Source organism: Sphingobium sp. Z007, from assembly GCF_900013425.1.
Taxonomy (GTDB): Bacteria; Pseudomonadota; Alphaproteobacteria; order Sphingomonadales; family Sphingomonadaceae; genus Sphingobium.
Window position 1 is genome coordinate 226,904 of record NZ_FBXK01000005.1, and the last position, 17,393, is coordinate 244,296.

The following is a 17,393-nucleotide window of genomic DNA, read 5'->3' on the forward strand; positions in this document are numbered from 1 at the left end:
TCCATGGCGGACAGTCCGGGCGGCGGCGAAAAGACCGAGAAACCAACCCAGAAGAAGCTGGACGACGCCGCCAAGAAGGGCGACATCCTCCAGTCGCGCGAACTGGGCACGGCGCTGGTGGTGATGGCGGGCATCGCCTGGCTGGCGATCACCGGCCCGTCGCTGATTGACGCCCTGTCGGACATGCTGGCCGACGCGCTGCGCTTCCGGCGAGAGGATATTATCGACTTCTCGCCAGCCGCGCGCGTCGCCGAACTGCTTGGCACCATCGCCCTGCCGGCCGCGGGCGTGATGCTCGCCACCTTCATCGCCGCGATCGCCGCGCCGGCCTTGCTGGGCTCCCTCGGCTTCCGTCCCGGCGCCTTCGCCCCCAAGATGTCAAAGATGAATCCCGGCGCTGGCCTCAAGAAGATTTTCGGCACGCAGGGCCTGATCGAACTGGTCAAATCCATCGCCAAGATCGGCCTGCTCGGCAGCATCGGCATCTGGTTCATCTGGGATCGGCTGACGCAGATCACGGCGCTCGGCAAGATGGGCGTCGCGCCCGCTATGGCGGACCTGGGCAACCTCTTCATCCTGACCTGTCTGGTGATGGCGGGCGGCCTGTTCCTGATCGCGGGCATCGACGTCCCCGCCCAGATCATGCAGCGCGCCAAGCGGCTGGGCATGAGCAAGCAGGAGATCAAGGACGAGCATAAGGAAAGCGAAGGCTCACCCGAAATGAAGGGGCAAATGCGCCGCCGCCAGTTCGAGGTGCTGAACGGCTCCACGCGCCAGGCGGTGGCGGAGGCCAGCGTCATCATCACCAACCCGACCCATTTTGCGGTCGCGCTGCGCTATAAACCCGGCGTCGACGCCGCCCCGGTCGTGGTCGCGCGCGGCTGTGACGCGATCGCGGCCGCGATCCGCGACCTGGCGGACCAGAATGGCGTGACCGTCCTGCAATATCCTGAACTGGCGCGCGCCGTCTATTTTACGTCGCGCGCGGGGCAGATCGTCAACGAAGGGCTGTATATGGCGGTGGCGACCGTCCTTGCCTTCGTCTTCCGCGTGGAAAACAAGATGGCGACCGAGATGGACCGCCCCTTCATCACCGTGCCCGACGAGCTGCGGTTCAACGCGGACGGCAAGAAGCCTTAGGCGCTATGGCGGACCGGCTGCGGATACTGTGGGTCGGCGCGGCCCTGCTGCTGCTGGTCTTCGTGCCCGCCTATCTGTTCACCCTGACGCCGGGCCATGGCATCCCGCGCGACGGCACATCGCTGGTAGTCGGGCGAGATTTCCTCAACATCTGGATGTATGGCCGCGCCGCGTGGGAGGCGAACCCCCAACGCTATTACGACATGGACATCTATCTCGCCACTTTGGGGCCGATCGTGGGGGCGGGCTATCCGGGCCAGCTCTGGTCCTATCCCCCGGTCGCGATGCTGGTCGCTGCGCCCTTCGGCCTGCTGCCCTATCTGCCCGCGCTGGCGCTGTGGACCGTGTGTGGAACCGTCGCCTTCCTTGTCGCGCTGCGCCTGTGGGTGCGGGACTGGCGGATCGTCGCACTGCCGCTGGCCGCGCCTGCCGCGCTGCTGGGCCTCATGTCCGGCCAGTTCGCCCTGTTCGCCGCCGCGATTATCCTCGCTGCGCTGCGCTGGCGCGATCGCCGCCCCTGGCTGGCCGGCGCGCTGGTCGGCCTGCTGCTGGTCAAGCCGCAGCTGGGCTTTCTCTTTCCGATCCTGTTCCTCGCCACCCGCAACTGGCGCGCTTTTGCGGCGGCCGCCCTCTCCAGCCTCGCGCTGGCGGCAACCGTGGCGCTGATCTGGGGCGTTGATATCTGGCGCATCTATGTCGAAACCGGCATCGCCAACCAGTCGCTGGTGCTCAGTGATCCCGATCATCTCGCCGGGCCCTTCATGCCGACCCTGTTCATGAACCTGCGCGTCGTCGGCGTGCCGGTGCCGCTGGCGAGCGCGCTCCAGATGGCGCTTGGCCTGCTCGCTGCGACACTGGTCTGGCTGCGCTTCCGCCGCCGGCCCGCGGCGACCGACCTGTCCGCCAACCTGCTGTTCCTTGCCTGCGCCGTGTCGGCCACGCCCTATATGCTGTCCTACGACACGTTGTCCCTCGCCGCGATGGCGGTGCTGGCGCTCGCCGCCGGGCAGAGTGGCCGGATCGCGCCTATCCTGGCCTTTTTTCTGCCCTTGCTCCAGTTGGCGGCCGGCATGGCGGGCTTGCCTGGACCCGGCCTCATCCCCATCGCGGTCGCCCTTTATCTGCTGCGCGAAAAAAATATGCATGATGCATTAAAGTTTAACCGCGACCGTCCGTAATCTCTTCATTGGGGACGCATTAGGATGGTGCGTCATGAACGATTATGTTTCCAGAAGCGAACTGCCGCCCATCGACAGGGCGGTTTCGCGTGCGCCATCACCCGCCCAGGCCGTTCAGCCTGTGGCGGCCAGTCGTGCTACCCCGGCGCCCTTGAGCGGCGCAGCCAAGACGCCCCCGCCGGTCGACGGCGTCGTCGTGGACGATGATCTGGCCAGTATCGCTGAATATGTCGAAGTGCATGCCAGGATCGCCGACATATTGGCGGACCTCCAGTCGGGCGTCAGCGGCGTGGATGATGCGGCCGACGCGATCCAGGCGATGATCCCGCGTCCCATGGTACTGGTGCCCCTGCCGCCTGCCAGCAAGGAAGCGGTGGAACATGCCGCTGTCCTTGCCGAGCGCATCGTCCAGCGCGCATCCTATGCCCATCGCGCGCACGCGCAGGTGTCGCGCGGGACGGTCGAGCAGATCGCCGCCGCAGGCTGATTTCCGTCGATCCGGCGCAGCGCAAATCATTCCTAAAGGTCTTGCCGCTAGCGCCGTTCTATCCCCTTGAAAGGACGACGCATGACTTCGGTAGGCAGCAGCATTTTGACGGCGCTCAACGCAGGGTCGGGTATCGACACCTCCGCGTTGGTCGCCAGTCTGGTGAAAGCGACCCGAGAACCCAAGCAGACAGCGATCACGAGTCAGCAGTCGCTCAACAGCTCGCGCATCTCCGCCTTGGCCTCCGCCACCAGCTCGCTCAACACCTTTGCCGACGCCCTGACCGACGTCTTGTCCGGCCCCGCCTATACCGGCACGGCGGCCTCCAACGACGCTAGCATCGCATCGGTCAGCCTGCTGAGCGGCGGCAGTCCCGCCGGCCTGCCTGCCCAGCTGACGGTCGATCAGCTCGCCTCTGCCCGCGTCTATTCGTCCGGCGCGACCGGCGGCGCGACCGGCAGCACCGTGATCGGCACCGGCAGCTTCACCCTCACCAATGCGGCGGGCGAAGCCACCACGATCACGCTCGATTCGACCAACAACACATTTGCCGGCCTCGCCGCCGCCATCAATGCCGCCGACACGGGCGTCACGGCGCGCGTCGTCACCGATACGCAGGGCACGCGCCTGGTTTTCAAGGGCGCAACCGGCGCTGACAATGATTTCACGATCAGCACCAGCGCCGACAGCGGCAGCAGCATCCTGGGCGGCATGAGCTTCACCAGCTCCTCCACGCCGCAAAATGCCAAGATCACGCTGGACGGCGTCGCCTATGAATATGCCAGCAACACGGTCGATGACGCGATCCCCTATCTGCGGATTGACCTGAACAAGGCGTCGCCCGGCACCACTGTCACCCTGTCGATGAGCCAGCCTACGGCCGGCCTGTCCGATCTGCTCAAGGAATTTGTCAGCGCCTACAACACGCTGATGGGCGCGCTGAACACCGCGACGGCGACCGGCGCGGATTCGTCCAGCGCGGGCGTGCTGAACGGCGTGTCGGGCGTGCGCGACATGAAACGGCAATTATCGGCGATCACCTCGACCCAGCTGTCGGCGACCGGCACCTACAAGACGCTGGCCGACATTGGCGTGTCGACCAATCGCGACGGGACGTTGACGCTCGACACCGCCCGGCTGGCTACCGCGATGGAGACGGACCCGGAAGGCGTCACCAACATGGTGAACCCCAAGGTTTCCACCTCCGCCAGCCCCGGCCTGTCGGCGCTGATGGACACCGTGCGCGACAATATTGAGAAGGACGATGGACCGCTCAAGACCGCGCAGGCGCGCTACGACGCCCAGTCGGAGGAATTTACCAAACAGCTCGAAGATCTGGATGAGAAGATGGCCAATTATGAGGACCATCTGACCACCATCTACGCGGCGATGGAGACGCGGCTGTCCGCGCTCAAGGCGACACAAAGCTACCTCGAACAGCAGATCGAGGTCTGGAACAACAGCGGTAATAATTAATCGGGGACGCAGACGATGTTCTATAATCAGGGTTATGCAGGCGCCAGCGCGGCGCGCCGTTACGCCGCGGTCCATTCCGGCAGCCGCACCGAAGGCGCGACGCCCCACGCATTGGTGAAGATCCTGTTCGACGAACTGCTCCAGGCGCTCGAAGCGGCCGCGTTGGCCGAACGCAACGGCGACCGGGTCAAGGTGTCGGACAAGCAGGCGCGGGCGATGTCGATCCTCTTCGCGCTCGAATCGAGCCTGGATTTCGACAAGGGCGGCGACATTTCGGTCGGCCTGGCGCAAATCTATCGGGAAGCGCGCCGGTTGCTGCTGGTCGGGGCCAAGGAACGGTCGGCAGAGCCAGTTGATCAGGCCCATGCCATCGTCGCCGAAATCGCCGAAGCCTGGACCCAGATCGGCCGGTAAAAGCCGCGCGCGCGCCCGCCGGGCGGGGTTGCGCCCCAAACATGCCCCCTGTATAGGCGGCACTCGCACAAGGGCGGCCCGGCGGGGGCCGCCTTTTTGCGTTATATTCAACGCGCACAGGACGCGCAGCATCAACCCAGAAAGGGAAGGCTCATGTCGATTACGCCGCTCATGCCCGTTTACCCCCGGTGCGATGTCCGTCCGGTGCGAGGCGAGGGCTGCTATCTGATCGGCGAGCGCGGCGAGCGTTATCTCGATTTCGCCAGCGGCATTGCGGTCAACCTGCTCGGCCATGGCCACCCCAGGCTGGTCAAGGCGATCGCCGACCAGGCCGCGACGCTGATGCACATATCGAACCTCTACGGCTCGCCTTTGGGGGAAGCGTTCGCGCAGAAGCTGGCCGACAACACATTTGCCGACACCGTCTTCTTCACCAATTCGGGCGCAGAAGCGGTCGAGTGCGCGATCAAGACCGCGCGGCGCTATCATTATGCCAATGGCGAAGCGCACCGGCACAAGATCATCAGCTTCGACAACGCCTTCCACGGGCGGACGCTGGGCACCATCTCGGCGACCAGCCAGCCCAAGATGCGCGACGGCTTCGAACCACTGCTGCCCGGCTTTGCCGTCGTGCCGTTCAATGATCTCGATGCGGCGCTCGCGGCTATCGACGACAACACCGCCGGCTTCCTGCTGGAACCGGTGCAGGGCGAAGGCGGCGTGACCCCCGCGACGCAGGCGTTCCTCAAGGGCCTGCGCCAGGCGTGCGACGACCATGGCCTGCTGTTGATCCTGGACGAGGTCCAGTGCGGCTATGCCCGCACCGGCACCTTCTTCGCCCATGAACAATATGGCGTCACGCCCGACATCATGGCGGTGGCCAAGGGCATCGGCGCGGGCTTCCCGCTTGGCGCCTGCCTGGCGACCGAAGAAGCGGCCAAGGGGATGGTGTTCGGCACCCATGGCTCCACCTATGGCGGCAATCCGCTCGCCATGGCCGTCGGCCTGGCCGTGTTGGAAGAAGTCCTGGCCGAGGGCTTTCTTGACCGCGTGACCGCCATGGGCGCTCGGTTGCGCGCGGCGTTGGAGCAGCTCATCCCCAATCATGACGATATGTTCGAGGATGTGCGCGGCATGGGGCTGATGCTGGGCGTCAAGCTGAAGGACACGCATGACGCGCGCGCTTTCGTCGGCCATCTGCGCGACCATCATGGCCTGCTGGCCGTGTCGGCCGGCCAGAATGTGCTGCGCATCCTGCCGCCCCTCGTCATCGAGGAAAGCCATATCGCCGAAGCCATCGAGAAGATTTCCGCCGGCGCGCGGACCTTCGCGGAAGCCAAGGCGGCCTGATTGATACTACCCCGTTCGTGCTGAGTAGGGGCTGAGCCTGTCGAAGACCCGTATCGAAGCATTCTTCGATACGCCATTTCGACTTCGCTCAATGGCTGCTCAGGACGAACGGCGGTTGGAAGCGGGGAAAACTTCCAATGACCAAGCATTTCCTGAATCTTTCCGATGCGGGCGGCGACGCCATCGCCGCCATGATCGCCGACGCCATCGACCGCAAGGCCGCACGGGCGGGCAAGCCCAAGGGCGCGGCGGACGCCGACGCGCCGCTCGCCGGTCACACATTGGCGATGATCTTTGAAAAGAACAGCACCCGCACCCGCGTCAGTTTCGACATGGCGATCCGCCAGCTGGGCGGCACATCCCTGATCCTGGAGGGCGCGACCAGCCAGATCGGCCGGGGCGAGACGATCGCCGACACGGCGCGCGTCCTCAGCCGCATGGTCGACGCGATCATGATCCGCACCGACGACCATGCCAAGATCGAGGAGATGGCGCATTACGCCACCGTCCCGGTCATCAACGGCCTCACTGACCTGTCGCATCCCTGCCAGATCGTCGCCGACCTGCTGACCGTGGTCGAACATGGGCTGGCGCTGCCCGGCAGCCAATGGGCCTGGCTGGGCGACGGCAACAATGTCCTCCATTCGATCGTGGAGGCGGCGGGCCTGCTCAAGTTCGACGTGCGCATGGGCATCCCCGACGGCTATGATCCCGACCCGGCCTTTGCGGATGCGGCGCGCGCCGCCGGTTCGACCATCACCCTGACGCGCGATGCGGCCGTGGCGGTGGCAGGCGCGGACGTGGTCGTCACCGACACCTGGATCTCCATGGGCCAGTCTCATGCGCAGGAGAAGCTTGCGGCGATGATGCCCTATCAGGTCACGCCTGATCTGATGGCCAAGGCCAAAGCGGACGCGAAATTCCTCCACTGCCTGCCCGCCCATCGTGGCGAGGAAGTGGTTGCGCAGGTGATCGACGGCCCGCAGTCGCTGATCTGGGACGAGGCGGAAAATCGCATCCACGCCCAGAAGTCCGTGTTGCTCTGGGCGCTGGGGCGTCTCGGTTGAGTTTCCGGGCGGGCTTCCTATCTAGGCCGCCTATCTAGGCCGCCTGTTCGTGTTCCCACCCGCATCATCGGATGCCGCCATCCTGTTCGGTCTTTGCAATGCCGGACGACCGGAGCTGTATATTGACGTCTGCCGCCCATCTCGACCAAGCCATTGGCTTCACCATCCCAGCGCGCCACGCGCGCGGCCGACTCGTGCGGCTGGGGCCGGTACTCGACCAGGTGCTCGCCGCCCATGCCTATCCGCCCGCGATCGAGCGACTGCTCGCGTCCGCGTTGGTGCTCGCCGCGCTGCTGGGCAGCACGCTCAAACAGGCGAATGGCCAGCTGACCTTGCAGGCGCAGACCGAAAATGGCGTCGTCAGCCTGCTGGTCGCCGACTACAAGGATGGCGACGTGCGCGGCTATGCCAAGTTCGATCCCGATCGTCTGGCCGAGCAGGGCGCCGATCCGACCCTGTTCGGGCTGTTCGGCAAGGGTTATCTGGCGATCACTTTCGACCAGGCGGTGAGTGGCGAGCGCTATCAAGGCATCGTCCCGCTGGAGGGCCAGTCGCTGGCGCAGGCCGCTGAACATTATTTCTTTCAGTCCGAACAAATCCCCAGCGTGATCCAGATCACCACCCGGCATGACAAGGGCGCAGGCTGCGTCGCGGCCGGCATGCTGCTCCAGCATCTGCCGGAAGGCGAGGTGGGGCGCGAGCGGCTGCATGTGCGTCATGACCACCCGGAATGGGAGCATGTGCAGGCGCTGGCCCAGACGTTGAAGCCGGACGAACTGACCGACGAGGCGCTGCCGCTGAGCGACATCGTGTGGCGCTTGTTCCATGAGGAAGACGAAGTGCGGGCGACCGATCCGACGCCGCTCGCCAAGGGCTGCCGCTGCGACATCAACCATATTCGCGACGTTATCGGCCGCTTTCCGGTCAGCGAACGCATCGATATGGCGGACGATCAGGGCGTTATCGGCGTGGATTGCGCTTTCTGCTCGCGCCTGTTCCCGCTCGCGCTTGACAGTTTCGTCGCCCATTGAACCGGCAATCGTTTCGCTAACGATATTTGTAATTGGGGCAGGCGCGGCTGCTTACGCTATCAAAATGCCGCAATTGGACGGCATGGATAAGCGTGGGCGGCCATGGGCCGCCGCGGCCTTGCAGCGACATACGGGATGAGCGGGATCATGAAGAGGGCGGGACGGCACGCGCTCGGTGCGGTTGCAATGATGATGGCGGCTATTACCGCTGCGGGGGGCGGTTCCGGGGCTGACGCGGCGACCGTCCCTCCGGCGCCCGCGGTCAAGCCCCAGGCTTTGCGCGCGCTGGAAACCGGGCAATGGGAATTGCGCGGTCGGGGCGAAGGGGCGGAGGTGCGCAAGCTGTGCGTCAGTGACCTGCGCCAGCTGCTCCAGGTCCAACATGGCAAGGCGCTTTGTCGCAGCTTCACCATCAGTGACAGCGCCGACGCCGTTTCCGTCACCTATGATTGCGCTGCGGCCGGCAATGGCCGCACCGACCTGCGGGTGGAAACCAATAAGCTGGTCCAGATACGGTCGCAGGGGATTGCGCAGGGCGCGCCCTTCGCCTTCGACACTGAGGGGCGGCGTGTCGGCGCCTGTTCCTGATCGCGCCGCCTGATCGTGCTGCGCTTGCGCTGCGACGTTTCGGGCGGTAGCGCGGGATCATGGTTGCCAATAATGGAAAATTCGCCGTCGTGCTGCTGTCGGGCGGTCTCGATTCGATGGTCGCGGGCGGGCTCGCGCGCGAACAGGGCTATCGCATCCTCGCTTTGTCGATCGACTATAATCAGCGGCATCGGGTCGAACTGCGCGCCGCGGCCCGCGTCGCCGAAGCGCTCAACGCGATCCGCCACATCGTCTTGCCGCTGGACCTGACCGCGTTCGGCGGATCGGCCCTGACCGCCGACATCGCCGTGCCCAAAAGCGGCGTGGGTGACGAGATTCCCGTCACCTATGTCCCCGCGCGCAACACCATCTTCCTGTCGCTGACCCTGGGCCTGGCCGAAGTCGCCGGCGCAAGCGACATCTTCATTGGCGTAAACGCGCTCGATTATTCGGGCTATCCCGACTGCCGCCCGGAGTTTATCGACGCCTTCCAGAAGATGGCGACGCTGGCGACAAAGGCGGGGGTGGAGGGCCATCCGATCCGCATCCAGACGCCGCTGCAATATATGACCAAGGCGGACATTGCCCGCGAAGCAGACCGGCTGGGTCTGGACGCGGGCATCAGCTGGTCCTGCTATGATCCCACGCCCGACGGCAAGCATTGCGGCCTGTGCGACAGCTGTCGTCTGCGGTCCAAGGGCTATCAGGAGGCCGGCCTGCCTGATCCCACCATTTACGCCACGCGGCCCTGAAAGGCGGTCGGCGATGAGTTATGCGGTCAAGGAAATGTTCCTGACCCTTCAGGGCGAAGGCGTGCAGGCCGGCCGGCGCGCGGTGTTCCTGCGCTTTGCCGGGTGCAATCTGTGGAGCGGGCGTGAACAGGACCGACGCGATGCCGTCTGCAAGTTTTGCGATACTGATTTCGTCGGCACCGATGGGCTGGGCGGCGGCAAGTTCGCCGATGCCGACGCGCTGGCCGATGCGGCGCTGGCCTTTTGGGGCGAAGGCGTCGAGGGCCGCTATATCGTGTTGACCGGTGGCGAACCGATGTTGCAGGTCGACGATGCGCTGGTCGAAGCGCTCCATGCGCGCGGTTTCACCATCGCGATCGAAAGCAACGGCACCATCGCCGCCCATCCCGGCATCGACTGGATCTGCATCAGTCCCAAAGCCGGCAGTGACGTGGTGCAGCGGTCCGGTCATGAACTAAAGCTGGTGTGGCCGCAGCCCGGTGGGGGGCATAGCCTGGCCGATGTCGCCACGATGGAGGGATGGGCGTTCGACCATCATCTGCTCCAGCCGCTGGACGATCCCCATGCCGCCGACAATGCCCGCGCCGCGATCGCGCTGGTCATGGACCGGCCGCAATGGCGACTGACGGTGCAGGCCCATAAATATCTGGGTTTGCGGTAGCAGCGTTTTTTAGAGTGATGTCCGCGAGATGGAATTGCGCGCCAGTAAAAGCCACCCAAGGTGAACGCAGCGCCAAATAACAAGTTGTATTGACCGGAACCTATAGCTTGTTTTTCCTCGGCCTTCGCCGGGAACGCCATGATTTTTCCGATGAGTCAGTATCCTCGCGCTTTGGTACAAATAGAAAACCGGCGGCGTGCTCCTGCGCAGTCGGGAGCCTGGTGCGGAGCGCGGAACGGGGTTCAGCCTATGCAGGCGCGCGCTCCGATACCATCTATTGATGCGTAGAAATCATGAATGGGCCGATCGCTTCCATCGGCTCATGAATCGTTCATATCGCTACAACTGTCGCACTCGCTGTCTCAACCGACGCTTCACCCGTCCGGCGCGCCGCCAAATGCGCGTCAGGACGGGCTTCCCGCCTGCGCAGGAACATATCGCATCAAGCGGCCGGAACCGCCATCAGGGCTTTACGCCCGTCCGATCGTTCCATGCCTGATGACAGACCGGCAGCAGCACGCCCTTCTTCCAGCATGTGGGGGCGAAGGACGGCAGCGCGACCACATAGTCATAGCCGGGCGTGCCGTAGAATTGCTCTCCCGCCGCCACCAGCGATTTCTTGATGGAGCCCAATCCCACGCGACCCACTTCATGCAGCGTTCCGCGCTCGGCGAAGATCGCCTGCCGCCCGACTTCGGCCGTGGCCTGGCAGAAGCCCTTCTGCGCCTGCACCGTTGAGTAGCCCGAATAGATGCGGGTATTATACATGTCCGATGCCGACTGGCCCGGTTTGCCCTTGCCCACGGTGCGCTGGAAATAGGCCAGCAGCACCGCCTGCGCCGTGTCCAGTTCAGCATCATGATGGGCGATCATCGCATTATAATTGCTGATCGCCAGCAGCGTCGGTTCGAACTGGCATTGCAGCGCCGCGACATTCAACGCAGCGCGCAGATTCCAAGCCAGCCCGGCCTTGATCTCCGCCGCGGTGGCCCCCGGCAGGCCCATCGCGGTCGCGGCGGCGGCGTCGGTCAGTGGCGGGGCGCTCATGTCGGGCGGCGACCAGAAAAACTGGGCCGATGCCGGTTGCGCGATCATCGGCGCGATCGCCAGGGTGAAGCCGGCCAGCACGCGGCGCAACGGGGAACGCAATGTCATTGAAATCTGCCTCTCGGAAAGCGCCTGATAACCAGCGCCTTGATATTATGCATTTATGATACCCGCCCTGAACGATGGCGTCAGCTTACTGGTCGGACAGGACCTCGGCATCTTCGGCCGGCGCTTGTTCAGGAGCGGCCTTGGCCGGCGCGCTGCTGTTGTCGGCGGCATTGCCGCTGGGCAGGGCGATGGCGGTGCCTTCGCTCTGCACGCCGTCCAGGTCGGTCATGGCGTCGGTCGCGGTGCCGTCCACCACCTCCATATCCTTCATCTGCACCTTGTTGCCGCCCTGTTCCTTGTCGCCGCACGCAGCAAGCGCGATGTAACCTGTCAGCAGCGCGGCGGTAAAGGCGGTCTTGGTCGTCCGGTGCATCCGGGTCTCCTGGGAAAAGGGTTCAGGCGTTGCCTCGCCCGGCGAAAGAAGGCGCGAACCTAGCCGCCCGCTTCGCATTGCTCAACCCCCGTGCCGCAACGGGCCAAGCGACTGAGAAAAAGCGGGAAATGATCGCGCAGCGCCTGGTCCAGCGCGGCCATGGAGGCATTGCCGCCCAAGGCGGCGATGCTGGTCACCGGAAATTCGCTGATGCCGCAGGGTATGATGCCCCCGAAATGGGACAGGTCGGGATCGACATTGATGGAAAAGCCGTGAAGCGTCACCCAGCGCCGCACCCGAATGCCCAGCGCGCCGATCTTTGCCTCCCGGCCATTGGGATCGTCGGTCCAGATGCCGATCCGCCCCTCCGCCCGCCGCGCCGCGATGCCCAGGTCGCCCAGCGCCGCGATCATCCAGCCTTCCAGATGATGGACGAAATTGCGAATGTCCTTACCGCGTTTGCCAAGGTCGATGTTGAGATAGCCGATCCGCTGCCCAGGCCCATGATAGGTGTAGCGGCCGCCCCGCCCCGCATTATAGACCGGAAAGCGGGGCGAGAGGAGTTCGGCCGGATCGGCGCTGGTCCCGGCGGTGTAGAGCGGCGGATGTTCCAGCAGCCAGACCCGCTCGCGCGCCTGCCCATCATGGATGGCGGCGGCGCGCGCTTCCATATCGGCCAGCGCGGTGGGATAATCGACCGGCGCGGCGGCGATTCGCCATTCGATCTGGTCGGGAAATGGCGGGGGCGCAGCGTTATCGGGTGGAAGGTCAGGCATGGGGCGCTTCCTTGACTTGGCCGGGCCGAGCGATCAAGTCTCGCGCCGGATTTTCAGCATGATGCATTTCATCGTTACAGGGCAGGCAGCATAGATATGGCGACAATGTCGATCGGCAAGGCGTGGGAGGAAGCGGTCGCCTTCGTCTCGCGCGAGGCGACCCTGCTGTTCCCGGTGGCGCTGCTGTTCGGGGCGCTGCCTGGTCTTATCCTGCAGGAAATGACGCCGCCCGAACTCCAGGCCTGGTTCGCCGCGCCGAAGGCGGACACGATTCCCGCCATGCCCGCTGGCTTCGGCCTTGCCATGCTGCTGACCATCATCCTTATCTGGTTCGGATCGCTGGCGCTGTTCGCTCTGGCGCTGCGCCCCGGCATCAGCGTGGGGGAAGCGTTGCGCCTCAGCTTCGCGCGCCTGCCGGTGCTGATCGGCACGGCGCTGGTGGTGGTGGGCGCGGTGGCGGCGGTCCTCGTCGCCGCTGCGTTGGTCGGCGTGGTCCTCTCCCTTGCGTCCAAGCAACTGGCTGCAGCGATCGGGCTGCTGTTGGGCTTTGTCGCGGTCGGCCTTGTCTTCTTCGCCAGCATCCGGCTGGTGCTGCTCAACCCCGTAGTCATCGACGGCCGGGCGGGGGTGATGGATTCGCTGCGACGGGCCTGGACGCTGACACGCGGTTATTTTTGGCGCTTGTTCGGCTTTCTGATGATCGTGATGCTGCTGTCCACCATTGCCGGATCGGCGGCGCAGCTCATTATCGGCCTGCTTGGCGGCCTGATCGCCGGGGCGGAAGGCGCACGGCTGGCCGGCGGAATCGCCGGGGCGGCGGTGTCGAGCATCGTGCAGGTCTATATGCTGGTGATGCTGGCGCGGCTCTATCGTCAGGCGCAGCCGCAGGATGTAGCGGACGTGTTTCGCTGAAGGCCGCTTATGGCACCTCCAGCAAAGGCACATGCGGCGCTGTGTCGCGCGGCAATATGCCGGCCAGCCGCGGATCGGCGAAGGTCTCTATCTCCCGCCCATAAGGCACGAAGCCGGACCGGATATAGAAGGGGAGCGCTGCCGGGCTGTCGAGCGTGCAGGTGTGGACCCAGAATCGCGCCACCCCCTTGCGCCAGGCTAGCGATTTGGCCTGTGCCATCAGCCAGCGGCCCATCCCCTGGCCGGTAAGTTCCGGGACCAGCCCGAAGAAGCTGAGTTCGCAATTCGACGCGGCGCGGAAATCCAGTTCCAGCAGGCCGATCGCGCCGCCGCGCGGATCGGTGACGGCATAGACCTCCACGGCCGGGTCATGCAGAATCGCCGCCAGCGTCGAATCGGCCATCACCAGCCGCGAAAACCAGAGCCAAGGCGCGCCGACCCGCCGGAACAGTGCGCGATAGGCGTCCAAGTCAGGCGTCCTCCATCGCGCCAGCCGCAGCGGGGCGACCGGGACCGGCGCGGGCCGTGGCCGGTCGCGCATCTCCAGATGGGTGACGATCGTCGCCACCATGCCCGGTTCGACCGGCGTCAGCGCCATGGGGTCAGCTCCAGCTTGCCATCGGCGGCAGGCTCATCAGGATCGCGTCGATATTGCCGCCGGTCTTCAGCCCGAACAGCGTGCCGCGATCATGCACCAGGTTGAATTCGGCATAACGCCCGCGCCATTCCAGCATGGTGCGATAGTCCGCCTCGCTCCAGGCATCTTCCATGCGCCGCCTTACGATAGGCGGAAAGGCGTCGAGAAAGGCGTCGCCGACCGCGCGGGTGAAGGCGAAATGGGCGTCGAACGCAGCATCGTCCGCACATTCCAGATGATCGTAGAATATCCCGCCCACGCCGCGATGCACGCCGCGATGGGGGATGAAGAAATATTCGTCGGCCCATGCCTTGAAGCGCGCATGATAGTCCGGGTCATGGGCATCGCAGGCGGCCTTCAGCACGCCATGGAAATGCTCCGTATCTTCCGCACGGGGCAGCGGCGGATTGAGGTCCGCGCCGCCGCCGAACCAGCTTTTGGTCGTGACCAGATAGCGCGTGTTCATATGGACGGCGGGAACATGCGGGTTGGCCATATGCGCGACCAGGCTGATGCCGGTGGCGAAGAAGGCGGGATTGTCGGCCGCGCCATGAATGGTTTGGGCGAAGCCGGGCGCAAATTCGCCGCCCACGGTCGATATGTTGACGCCGACCTTCTCGAATATCTTCCCCTTCATGACGCCGCGCACGCCGCCGCCACCTTCGCCCGGCGCCTGGCCCTCGGCCTCGCGATCCCAGGCGGTATAGTCGAACCGCGCGTCGCTGCCCGCTTCGCGCTCGATCGCCTCAAATTCGGCGCAGATCCGGTCGCGTAGCGATTCGAACCAGTCGCGCGCCACCTGTTGCCGGACGTCGAGGGCGAAGGGCACGGCGGGAATCGGGTTGCTGGCGGTCATTGGGGAAACTTTCCGGTCTGGCGAAGGGCTTCGGCGACGGCGATGCCCGTGGAAACGGCGATGTTCAAGGATCGAAAGCCCGGCGCCATCGGGATGCGGACACGAATATCGGCCAGGTCGCGAACGTCATCAGGCACGCCAGCACTTTCCGATCCCATCATCAGCACGTCGTCTGGGTGGAACTGGACGTCGGGCAATTGCTGTGACGCATGGGCGCTCATCAGCAGCAATCGGCGGCCTTCCGCCCGGCGCACCGCGTCGAAGGCCGCGAAATTGGCGTGCCTGGTGACGTCCGCGGCTTCCCCATAATCCATCGCCGCGCGCTTAAGGCGGGTGTCGGAAAAGGCGAATCCGGTCGGCATGATAATGTCCACGGGAACGGCGAAACAGGCGGCCAGGCGCAGGATCGCACCGACATTGCCTGCGATCTCTGGTTGGTAAAGGGCGATACGCATGGCCCGCGCCATAATGCACTGCGGCAAATTGTCATAGGGTGCGCGACTTTGCTGTTGGCAAAGGGCGCGCAGTCCGGTTATCAGGCGCCCAAACCACGCCGGGGGGTAGGCGGGGACCGTACTTGCACGGCCCCCTAAATCCCTTGATAAACAGAGCCGGTCACGGCATTGCGGCGGGGTCAGGGACGTTATTGCAAGGGTAGAGGTGCATGGCGAGCGTTGAACATATAGACGGCACGGGTCCATCGGGCGAAGATGGCGTGCGCCGCCGCGATTTCATCAACATCGCCGCGGTCAGCTTTGCGGGGGTCGGGGCAGTCGCCGTCGTCCTGCCGCTCATCGACCAGATGAACCCCAGCGCGGACGTGCTGGCGCTGGCGTCGACGGAGGTGGATCTGTCCGCGATCCAGCCGGGACAGGCGATCAAGACCACCTTCCGCGCCCAGCCGCTGTTCGTGCGTCACCTGACGCCCAAGGAAATCGCCGAAGCCGACAAGGTGGACGCCTCCACGCTGCGCGATCCGCAGACGCTGGCCGAGCGCACCGTCGACGGCAAGACGCAATGGCTGGTGACGATGGGTGTCTGCACCCATCTGGGCTGCGTTCCGCTGGGTGCGGGCGAGGGCGAGAATCGCGGCGAATATGGCGGCTATTTCTGCCCCTGCCACGGGTCGTCTTACGACACCGCCGCGCGCATCCGTAAAGGCCCCGCGCCCAAGAACCTGGAAGTGCCGAAGTTCAGCTTCACTTCCGACACCGCCATTCTCGTAGGCTGAGGTAAGAAACCATGAGCTTTCCCTGGGCTGAGCATTACACCCCCAAGCATCCCGTGATGCAGTGGATGGACGAGAAGCTGCCGTTGCCGCGCCTCGTCTACAACGCGATCGGTGCGGGCTATCCAGTGCCGCGCAACCTCAATTATTTCTGGAACTTCGGCGTATTGGCCGGCCTTGCGCTGGTGATCCAGATCGTGACCGGCGTCATCATGGCGATGCATTATGGCGCCAATGACCTGGTCGCCTTCGGCACCGTCGAACAGACGATGCGCGACGTCAACGCGGGCTGGCTGATGCGCTACGCCCATGCCAACGGCGCCAGCTTCTTCTTCATTGTGGTCTATCTCCACATCTTCCGCGGCCTCTACTTCGGCTCCTACAAGGCGCCGCGCGAAATGGTGTGGCTGCTCGGCCTCGTCATCTTCCTGTTGATGATGGCGACGGCGTTCATGGGCTATGTGCTGCCCTGGGGTCAGATGAGCTATTGGGGCGCGAAGGTCATCACTGGCCTGTTCGGCGCGATCCCGGTCGTGGGCGAACCGATCCAGACCTGGCTGCTGGGTGGTTTTGCCCCCGGCAACGCCTCGCTCAATCGCTTCTTCTCGCTGCACTTCCTGCTGCCCTTCGTGATTGCCGGTGTCATCATCCTGCACATCTGGGCGCTGCATATTCCGGGTTCCAACAACCCGACTGGCGTGGAAGTGAAGGGGCCTCAGGATACGGTGCCCTTCCACCCCTATTACACCGCCAAGGACGGCTTTGGCGCGGGCATCTTCCTGATCGCCTTCTCGATCCTGCTGTTCTTCGCGCCCAACTTCTTGGGCCACCCGGACAACTATATCGAGGCGAACCCGCTCTCGACACCCGCGCACATCGTGCCGGAATGGTATTTCTGGCCCTTCTACGCCATCCTGCGCGCGTTCACCGTGGACTTCTTCTTCATTCCGGCGAAGCTGCTGGGCGTGTTGGCGATGTTCGCGTCGATCCTGCTGCTCTTCTTCCTGCCCTGGCTCGACACCTCGCCGGTGCGGTCGGGCAAATATCGGCCGACCTTCAACAAGTTCTTCTGGATATTGGTGATCGACGTGCTGATCCTGGGCTGGTTGGGCGGCGCGCCGGCAGAAGAACCCTATGTCATGATGAGCCAGGTCGCGGCGGCCTATTATTTCGCCCACTTCCTCATCATCCTTCCGCTGATCTCGCGCTTTGAAAAGCCGCTGCCGCTGCCCGGCTCGATCACCGAGGCCGTGCTGGCGAAATATGGCAAGACCGACGGCGCAACCGTCGCGGTCCCGGCTGAATAAGGGGT

At 64.7% G+C, this 17,393-nt stretch carries 20 protein-coding genes; 14 read left to right on the forward strand and 6 right to left on the reverse strand.

Going from position 1 to position 17,393, the window contains the following annotated elements; genetic code table 11:
• The first annotated feature begins 3 nt into the window (after window positions 1-3).
• The 11 genes from CEQ44_RS09015 (at window position 4) to queE (ending at window position 10,144) form a co-directional block, all read left to right on the forward strand.
• Window positions 4-1,140 (forward strand): flagellar biosynthesis protein FlhB, encoded by a 1,137-nt coding sequence (locus tag CEQ44_RS09015; protein ID WP_088184439.1) that lies wholly within the window; start codon window positions 4-6, stop codon window positions 1,138-1,140.
• A gap of 5 nt (window positions 1,141-1,145) precedes the next feature.
• The gene (locus CEQ44_RS09020; protein WP_088184440.1) at window positions 1,146-2,318 is read left to right on the forward strand and encodes a glycosyltransferase family 87 protein; all 1,173 of its coding nucleotides are present in this window, start codon (window positions 1,146-1,148) and stop codon (window positions 2,316-2,318) included.
• A 34-nt stretch (window positions 2,319-2,352) separates the two neighbouring features.
• Window positions 2,353-2,805: a hypothetical protein gene (locus tag CEQ44_RS09025; protein WP_088184441.1), complete on the forward strand. Its 453-nt coding sequence runs from the start codon at window positions 2,353-2,355 to the stop codon at window positions 2,803-2,805.
• 81 nt (window positions 2,806-2,886) lie between these two features.
• Window positions 2,887-4,281 (forward strand): flagellar filament capping protein FliD, encoded by a 1,395-nt coding sequence (gene fliD, locus CEQ44_RS09030; protein ID WP_088184442.1) that lies wholly within the window; start codon window positions 2,887-2,889, stop codon window positions 4,279-4,281.
• A gap of 15 nt (window positions 4,282-4,296) precedes the next feature.
• The gene (gene fliS / locus CEQ44_RS09035; protein ID WP_088184443.1) at window positions 4,297-4,695 is read left to right on the forward strand and encodes a flagellar export chaperone FliS; all 399 of its coding nucleotides are present in this window, start codon (window positions 4,297-4,299) and stop codon (window positions 4,693-4,695) included.
• A gap of 153 nt (window positions 4,696-4,848) precedes the next feature.
• Complete coding sequence (locus CEQ44_RS09040; RefSeq protein WP_088184444.1) at window positions 4,849-6,045, forward strand: aspartate aminotransferase family protein; 1,197 nt, start codon at window positions 4,849-4,851, stop codon at window positions 6,043-6,045.
• A 137-nt stretch (window positions 6,046-6,182) separates the two neighbouring features.
• Window positions 6,183-7,112 carry an ornithine carbamoyltransferase gene (gene argF, locus CEQ44_RS09045; protein ID WP_088184445.1) on the forward strand — a complete coding sequence of 310 codons (930 nt, stop codon included), beginning with the start codon at window positions 6,183-6,185 and terminating at the stop codon, window positions 7,110-7,112.
• A gap of 98 nt (window positions 7,113-7,210) precedes the next feature.
• Window positions 7,211-8,143 (forward strand): Hsp33 family molecular chaperone HslO, encoded by a 933-nt coding sequence (locus CEQ44_RS09050; RefSeq protein ID WP_088184446.1) that lies wholly within the window; start codon window positions 7,211-7,213, stop codon window positions 8,141-8,143.
• Window positions 8,144-8,290: 147 nt separating this feature from the next.
• On the forward strand, window positions 8,291-8,731 hold the full coding sequence (locus tag CEQ44_RS09055) for a hypothetical protein (RefSeq protein WP_088184512.1): 441 nt from the start codon (window positions 8,291-8,293) through the stop codon (window positions 8,729-8,731).
• Window positions 8,732-8,790: 59 nt separating this feature from the next.
• Window positions 8,791-9,483, forward strand: coding sequence for a 7-cyano-7-deazaguanine synthase QueC (gene queC, locus CEQ44_RS09060; RefSeq protein WP_088184447.1), 693 nt, complete (start codon window positions 8,791-8,793; stop codon window positions 9,481-9,483).
• Window positions 9,484-9,496: 13 nt separating this feature from the next.
• Entirely contained in the window at window positions 9,497-10,144 is a 648-nt protein-coding gene (queE, locus tag CEQ44_RS09065; RefSeq protein ID WP_088184448.1) for a 7-carboxy-7-deazaguanine synthase, read from the forward strand.
• A 462-nt stretch (window positions 10,145-10,606) separates the two neighbouring features.
• Here the strand turns inward: queE and CEQ44_RS09070 are convergent, their stop codons facing one another.
• From CEQ44_RS09070 to lipB, 3 genes are all read right to left on the reverse strand, one after another.
• Window positions 10,607-11,299: a hypothetical protein gene (locus CEQ44_RS09070; protein ID WP_088184449.1), complete on the reverse strand. Its 693-nt coding sequence runs from the start codon at window positions 11,297-11,299 to the stop codon at window positions 10,607-10,609.
• 85 nt (window positions 11,300-11,384) lie between these two features.
• Entirely contained in the window at window positions 11,385-11,672 is a 288-nt protein-coding gene (locus CEQ44_RS09075; protein ID WP_088184450.1) for a hypothetical protein, read from the reverse strand.
• Window positions 11,673-11,731: 59 nt separating this feature from the next.
• Window positions 11,732-12,448, reverse strand: a complete 717-nt coding sequence (lipB, locus tag CEQ44_RS09080; RefSeq protein WP_088184451.1) for a lipoyl(octanoyl) transferase LipB — start codon at window positions 12,446-12,448, stop codon at window positions 11,732-11,734.
• A 96-nt stretch (window positions 12,449-12,544) separates the two neighbouring features.
• On the opposite strand from lipB, the gene CEQ44_RS09085 reads away from it, so the two are divergent.
• A complete protein-coding gene (locus CEQ44_RS09085; RefSeq protein ID WP_088184452.1) occupies window positions 12,545-13,360 on the forward strand; it encodes a hypothetical protein in 816 nt (271 codons plus the stop codon).
• A gap of 7 nt (window positions 13,361-13,367) precedes the next feature.
• Here the strand turns inward: CEQ44_RS09085 and CEQ44_RS09090 are convergent, their stop codons facing one another.
• From CEQ44_RS09090 to CEQ44_RS09100, 3 genes are read right to left on the reverse strand one after another with little or no spacing between them, the layout of a single operon-like run.
• Entirely contained in the window at window positions 13,368-13,958 is a 591-nt protein-coding gene (locus CEQ44_RS09090) for a GNAT family N-acetyltransferase (protein WP_088184453.1), read from the reverse strand.
• A gap of 4 nt (window positions 13,959-13,962) precedes the next feature.
• Window positions 13,963-14,853, reverse strand: a complete 891-nt coding sequence (gene hemF / locus CEQ44_RS09095) for an oxygen-dependent coproporphyrinogen oxidase (protein ID WP_088184454.1) — start codon at window positions 14,851-14,853, stop codon at window positions 13,963-13,965.
• Entirely contained in the window at window positions 14,850-15,320 is a 471-nt protein-coding gene (locus tag CEQ44_RS09100; RefSeq protein ID WP_088184455.1) for a tRNA (cytidine(34)-2'-O)-methyltransferase, read from the reverse strand. The genes hemF and CEQ44_RS09100 overlap by 4 nt, the downstream gene beginning before the upstream one ends.
• Before the next feature lie 197 nt (window positions 15,321-15,517).
• Between CEQ44_RS09100 and petA the strand changes: the two genes are divergently transcribed.
• Window positions 15,518-16,084 carry a ubiquinol-cytochrome c reductase iron-sulfur subunit gene (gene petA, locus CEQ44_RS09105; protein WP_088184456.1) on the forward strand — a complete coding sequence of 189 codons (567 nt, stop codon included), beginning with the start codon at window positions 15,518-15,520 and terminating at the stop codon, window positions 16,082-16,084.
• Window positions 16,085-16,095: 11 nt separating this feature from the next.
• Window positions 16,096-17,388 (forward strand): cytochrome b N-terminal domain-containing protein, encoded by a 1,293-nt coding sequence (locus CEQ44_RS09110; RefSeq protein ID WP_088184457.1) that lies wholly within the window; start codon window positions 16,096-16,098, stop codon window positions 17,386-17,388.
• Window positions 17,389-17,393: the final 5 nt, after the last annotated feature.

Bases quoted from the DNA above. Each gene is read 5' to 3' on its own strand.
- CEQ44_RS09015 (WP_088184439.1), top strand. From the start codon at position 4: ATGGCGGACAGTCCGGGCGGCGGCGAAAAGACCGAGAAACCAACCCAG.
- CEQ44_RS09020 (WP_088184440.1), top strand. From the start codon at position 1,146: ATGGCGGACCGGCTGCGGATACTGTGGGTCGGCGCGGCCCTGCTGCTG.
- CEQ44_RS09025 (WP_088184441.1), top strand. From the start codon at position 2,353: ATGAACGATTATGTTTCCAGAAGCGAACTGCCGCCCATCGACAGGGCG.
- fliD (WP_088184442.1), top strand. From the start codon at position 2,887: ATGACTTCGGTAGGCAGCAGCATTTTGACGGCGCTCAACGCAGGGTCG.
- fliS (WP_088184443.1), top strand. From the start codon at position 4,297: ATGTTCTATAATCAGGGTTATGCAGGCGCCAGCGCGGCGCGCCGTTAC.
- CEQ44_RS09040 (WP_088184444.1), top strand. From the start codon at position 4,849: ATGTCGATTACGCCGCTCATGCCCGTTTACCCCCGGTGCGATGTCCGT.
- argF (WP_088184445.1), top strand. From the start codon at position 6,183: ATGACCAAGCATTTCCTGAATCTTTCCGATGCGGGCGGCGACGCCATC.
- CEQ44_RS09050 (WP_088184446.1), top strand. From the start codon at position 7,211: ATGCCGGACGACCGGAGCTGTATATTGACGTCTGCCGCCCATCTCGAC.
- CEQ44_RS09055 (WP_088184512.1), top strand. From the start codon at position 8,291: ATGAAGAGGGCGGGACGGCACGCGCTCGGTGCGGTTGCAATGATGATG.
- queC (WP_088184447.1), top strand. From the start codon at position 8,791: ATGGTTGCCAATAATGGAAAATTCGCCGTCGTGCTGCTGTCGGGCGGT.
- queE (WP_088184448.1), top strand. From the start codon at position 9,497: ATGAGTTATGCGGTCAAGGAAATGTTCCTGACCCTTCAGGGCGAAGGC.
- CEQ44_RS09070 (WP_088184449.1), bottom strand. From the start codon at position 11,299: ATGACATTGCGTTCCCCGTTGCGCCGCGTGCTGGCCGGCTTCACCCTG.
- CEQ44_RS09075 (WP_088184450.1), bottom strand. From the start codon at position 11,672: ATGCACCGGACGACCAAGACCGCCTTTACCGCCGCGCTGCTGACAGGT.
- lipB (WP_088184451.1), bottom strand. From the start codon at position 12,448: ATGCCTGACCTTCCACCCGATAACGCTGCGCCCCCGCCATTTCCCGAC.
- CEQ44_RS09085 (WP_088184452.1), top strand. From the start codon at position 12,545: ATGGCGACAATGTCGATCGGCAAGGCGTGGGAGGAAGCGGTCGCCTTC.
- CEQ44_RS09090 (WP_088184453.1), bottom strand. From the start codon at position 13,958: ATGGCGCTGACGCCGGTCGAACCGGGCATGGTGGCGACGATCGTCACC.
- hemF (WP_088184454.1), bottom strand. From the start codon at position 14,853: ATGACCGCCAGCAACCCGATTCCCGCCGTGCCCTTCGCCCTCGACGTC.
- CEQ44_RS09100 (WP_088184455.1), bottom strand. From the start codon at position 15,320: ATGGCGCGGGCCATGCGTATCGCCCTTTACCAACCAGAGATCGCAGGC.
- petA (WP_088184456.1), top strand. From the start codon at position 15,518: ATGGCGAGCGTTGAACATATAGACGGCACGGGTCCATCGGGCGAAGAT.
- CEQ44_RS09110 (WP_088184457.1), top strand. From the start codon at position 16,096: ATGAGCTTTCCCTGGGCTGAGCATTACACCCCCAAGCATCCCGTGATG.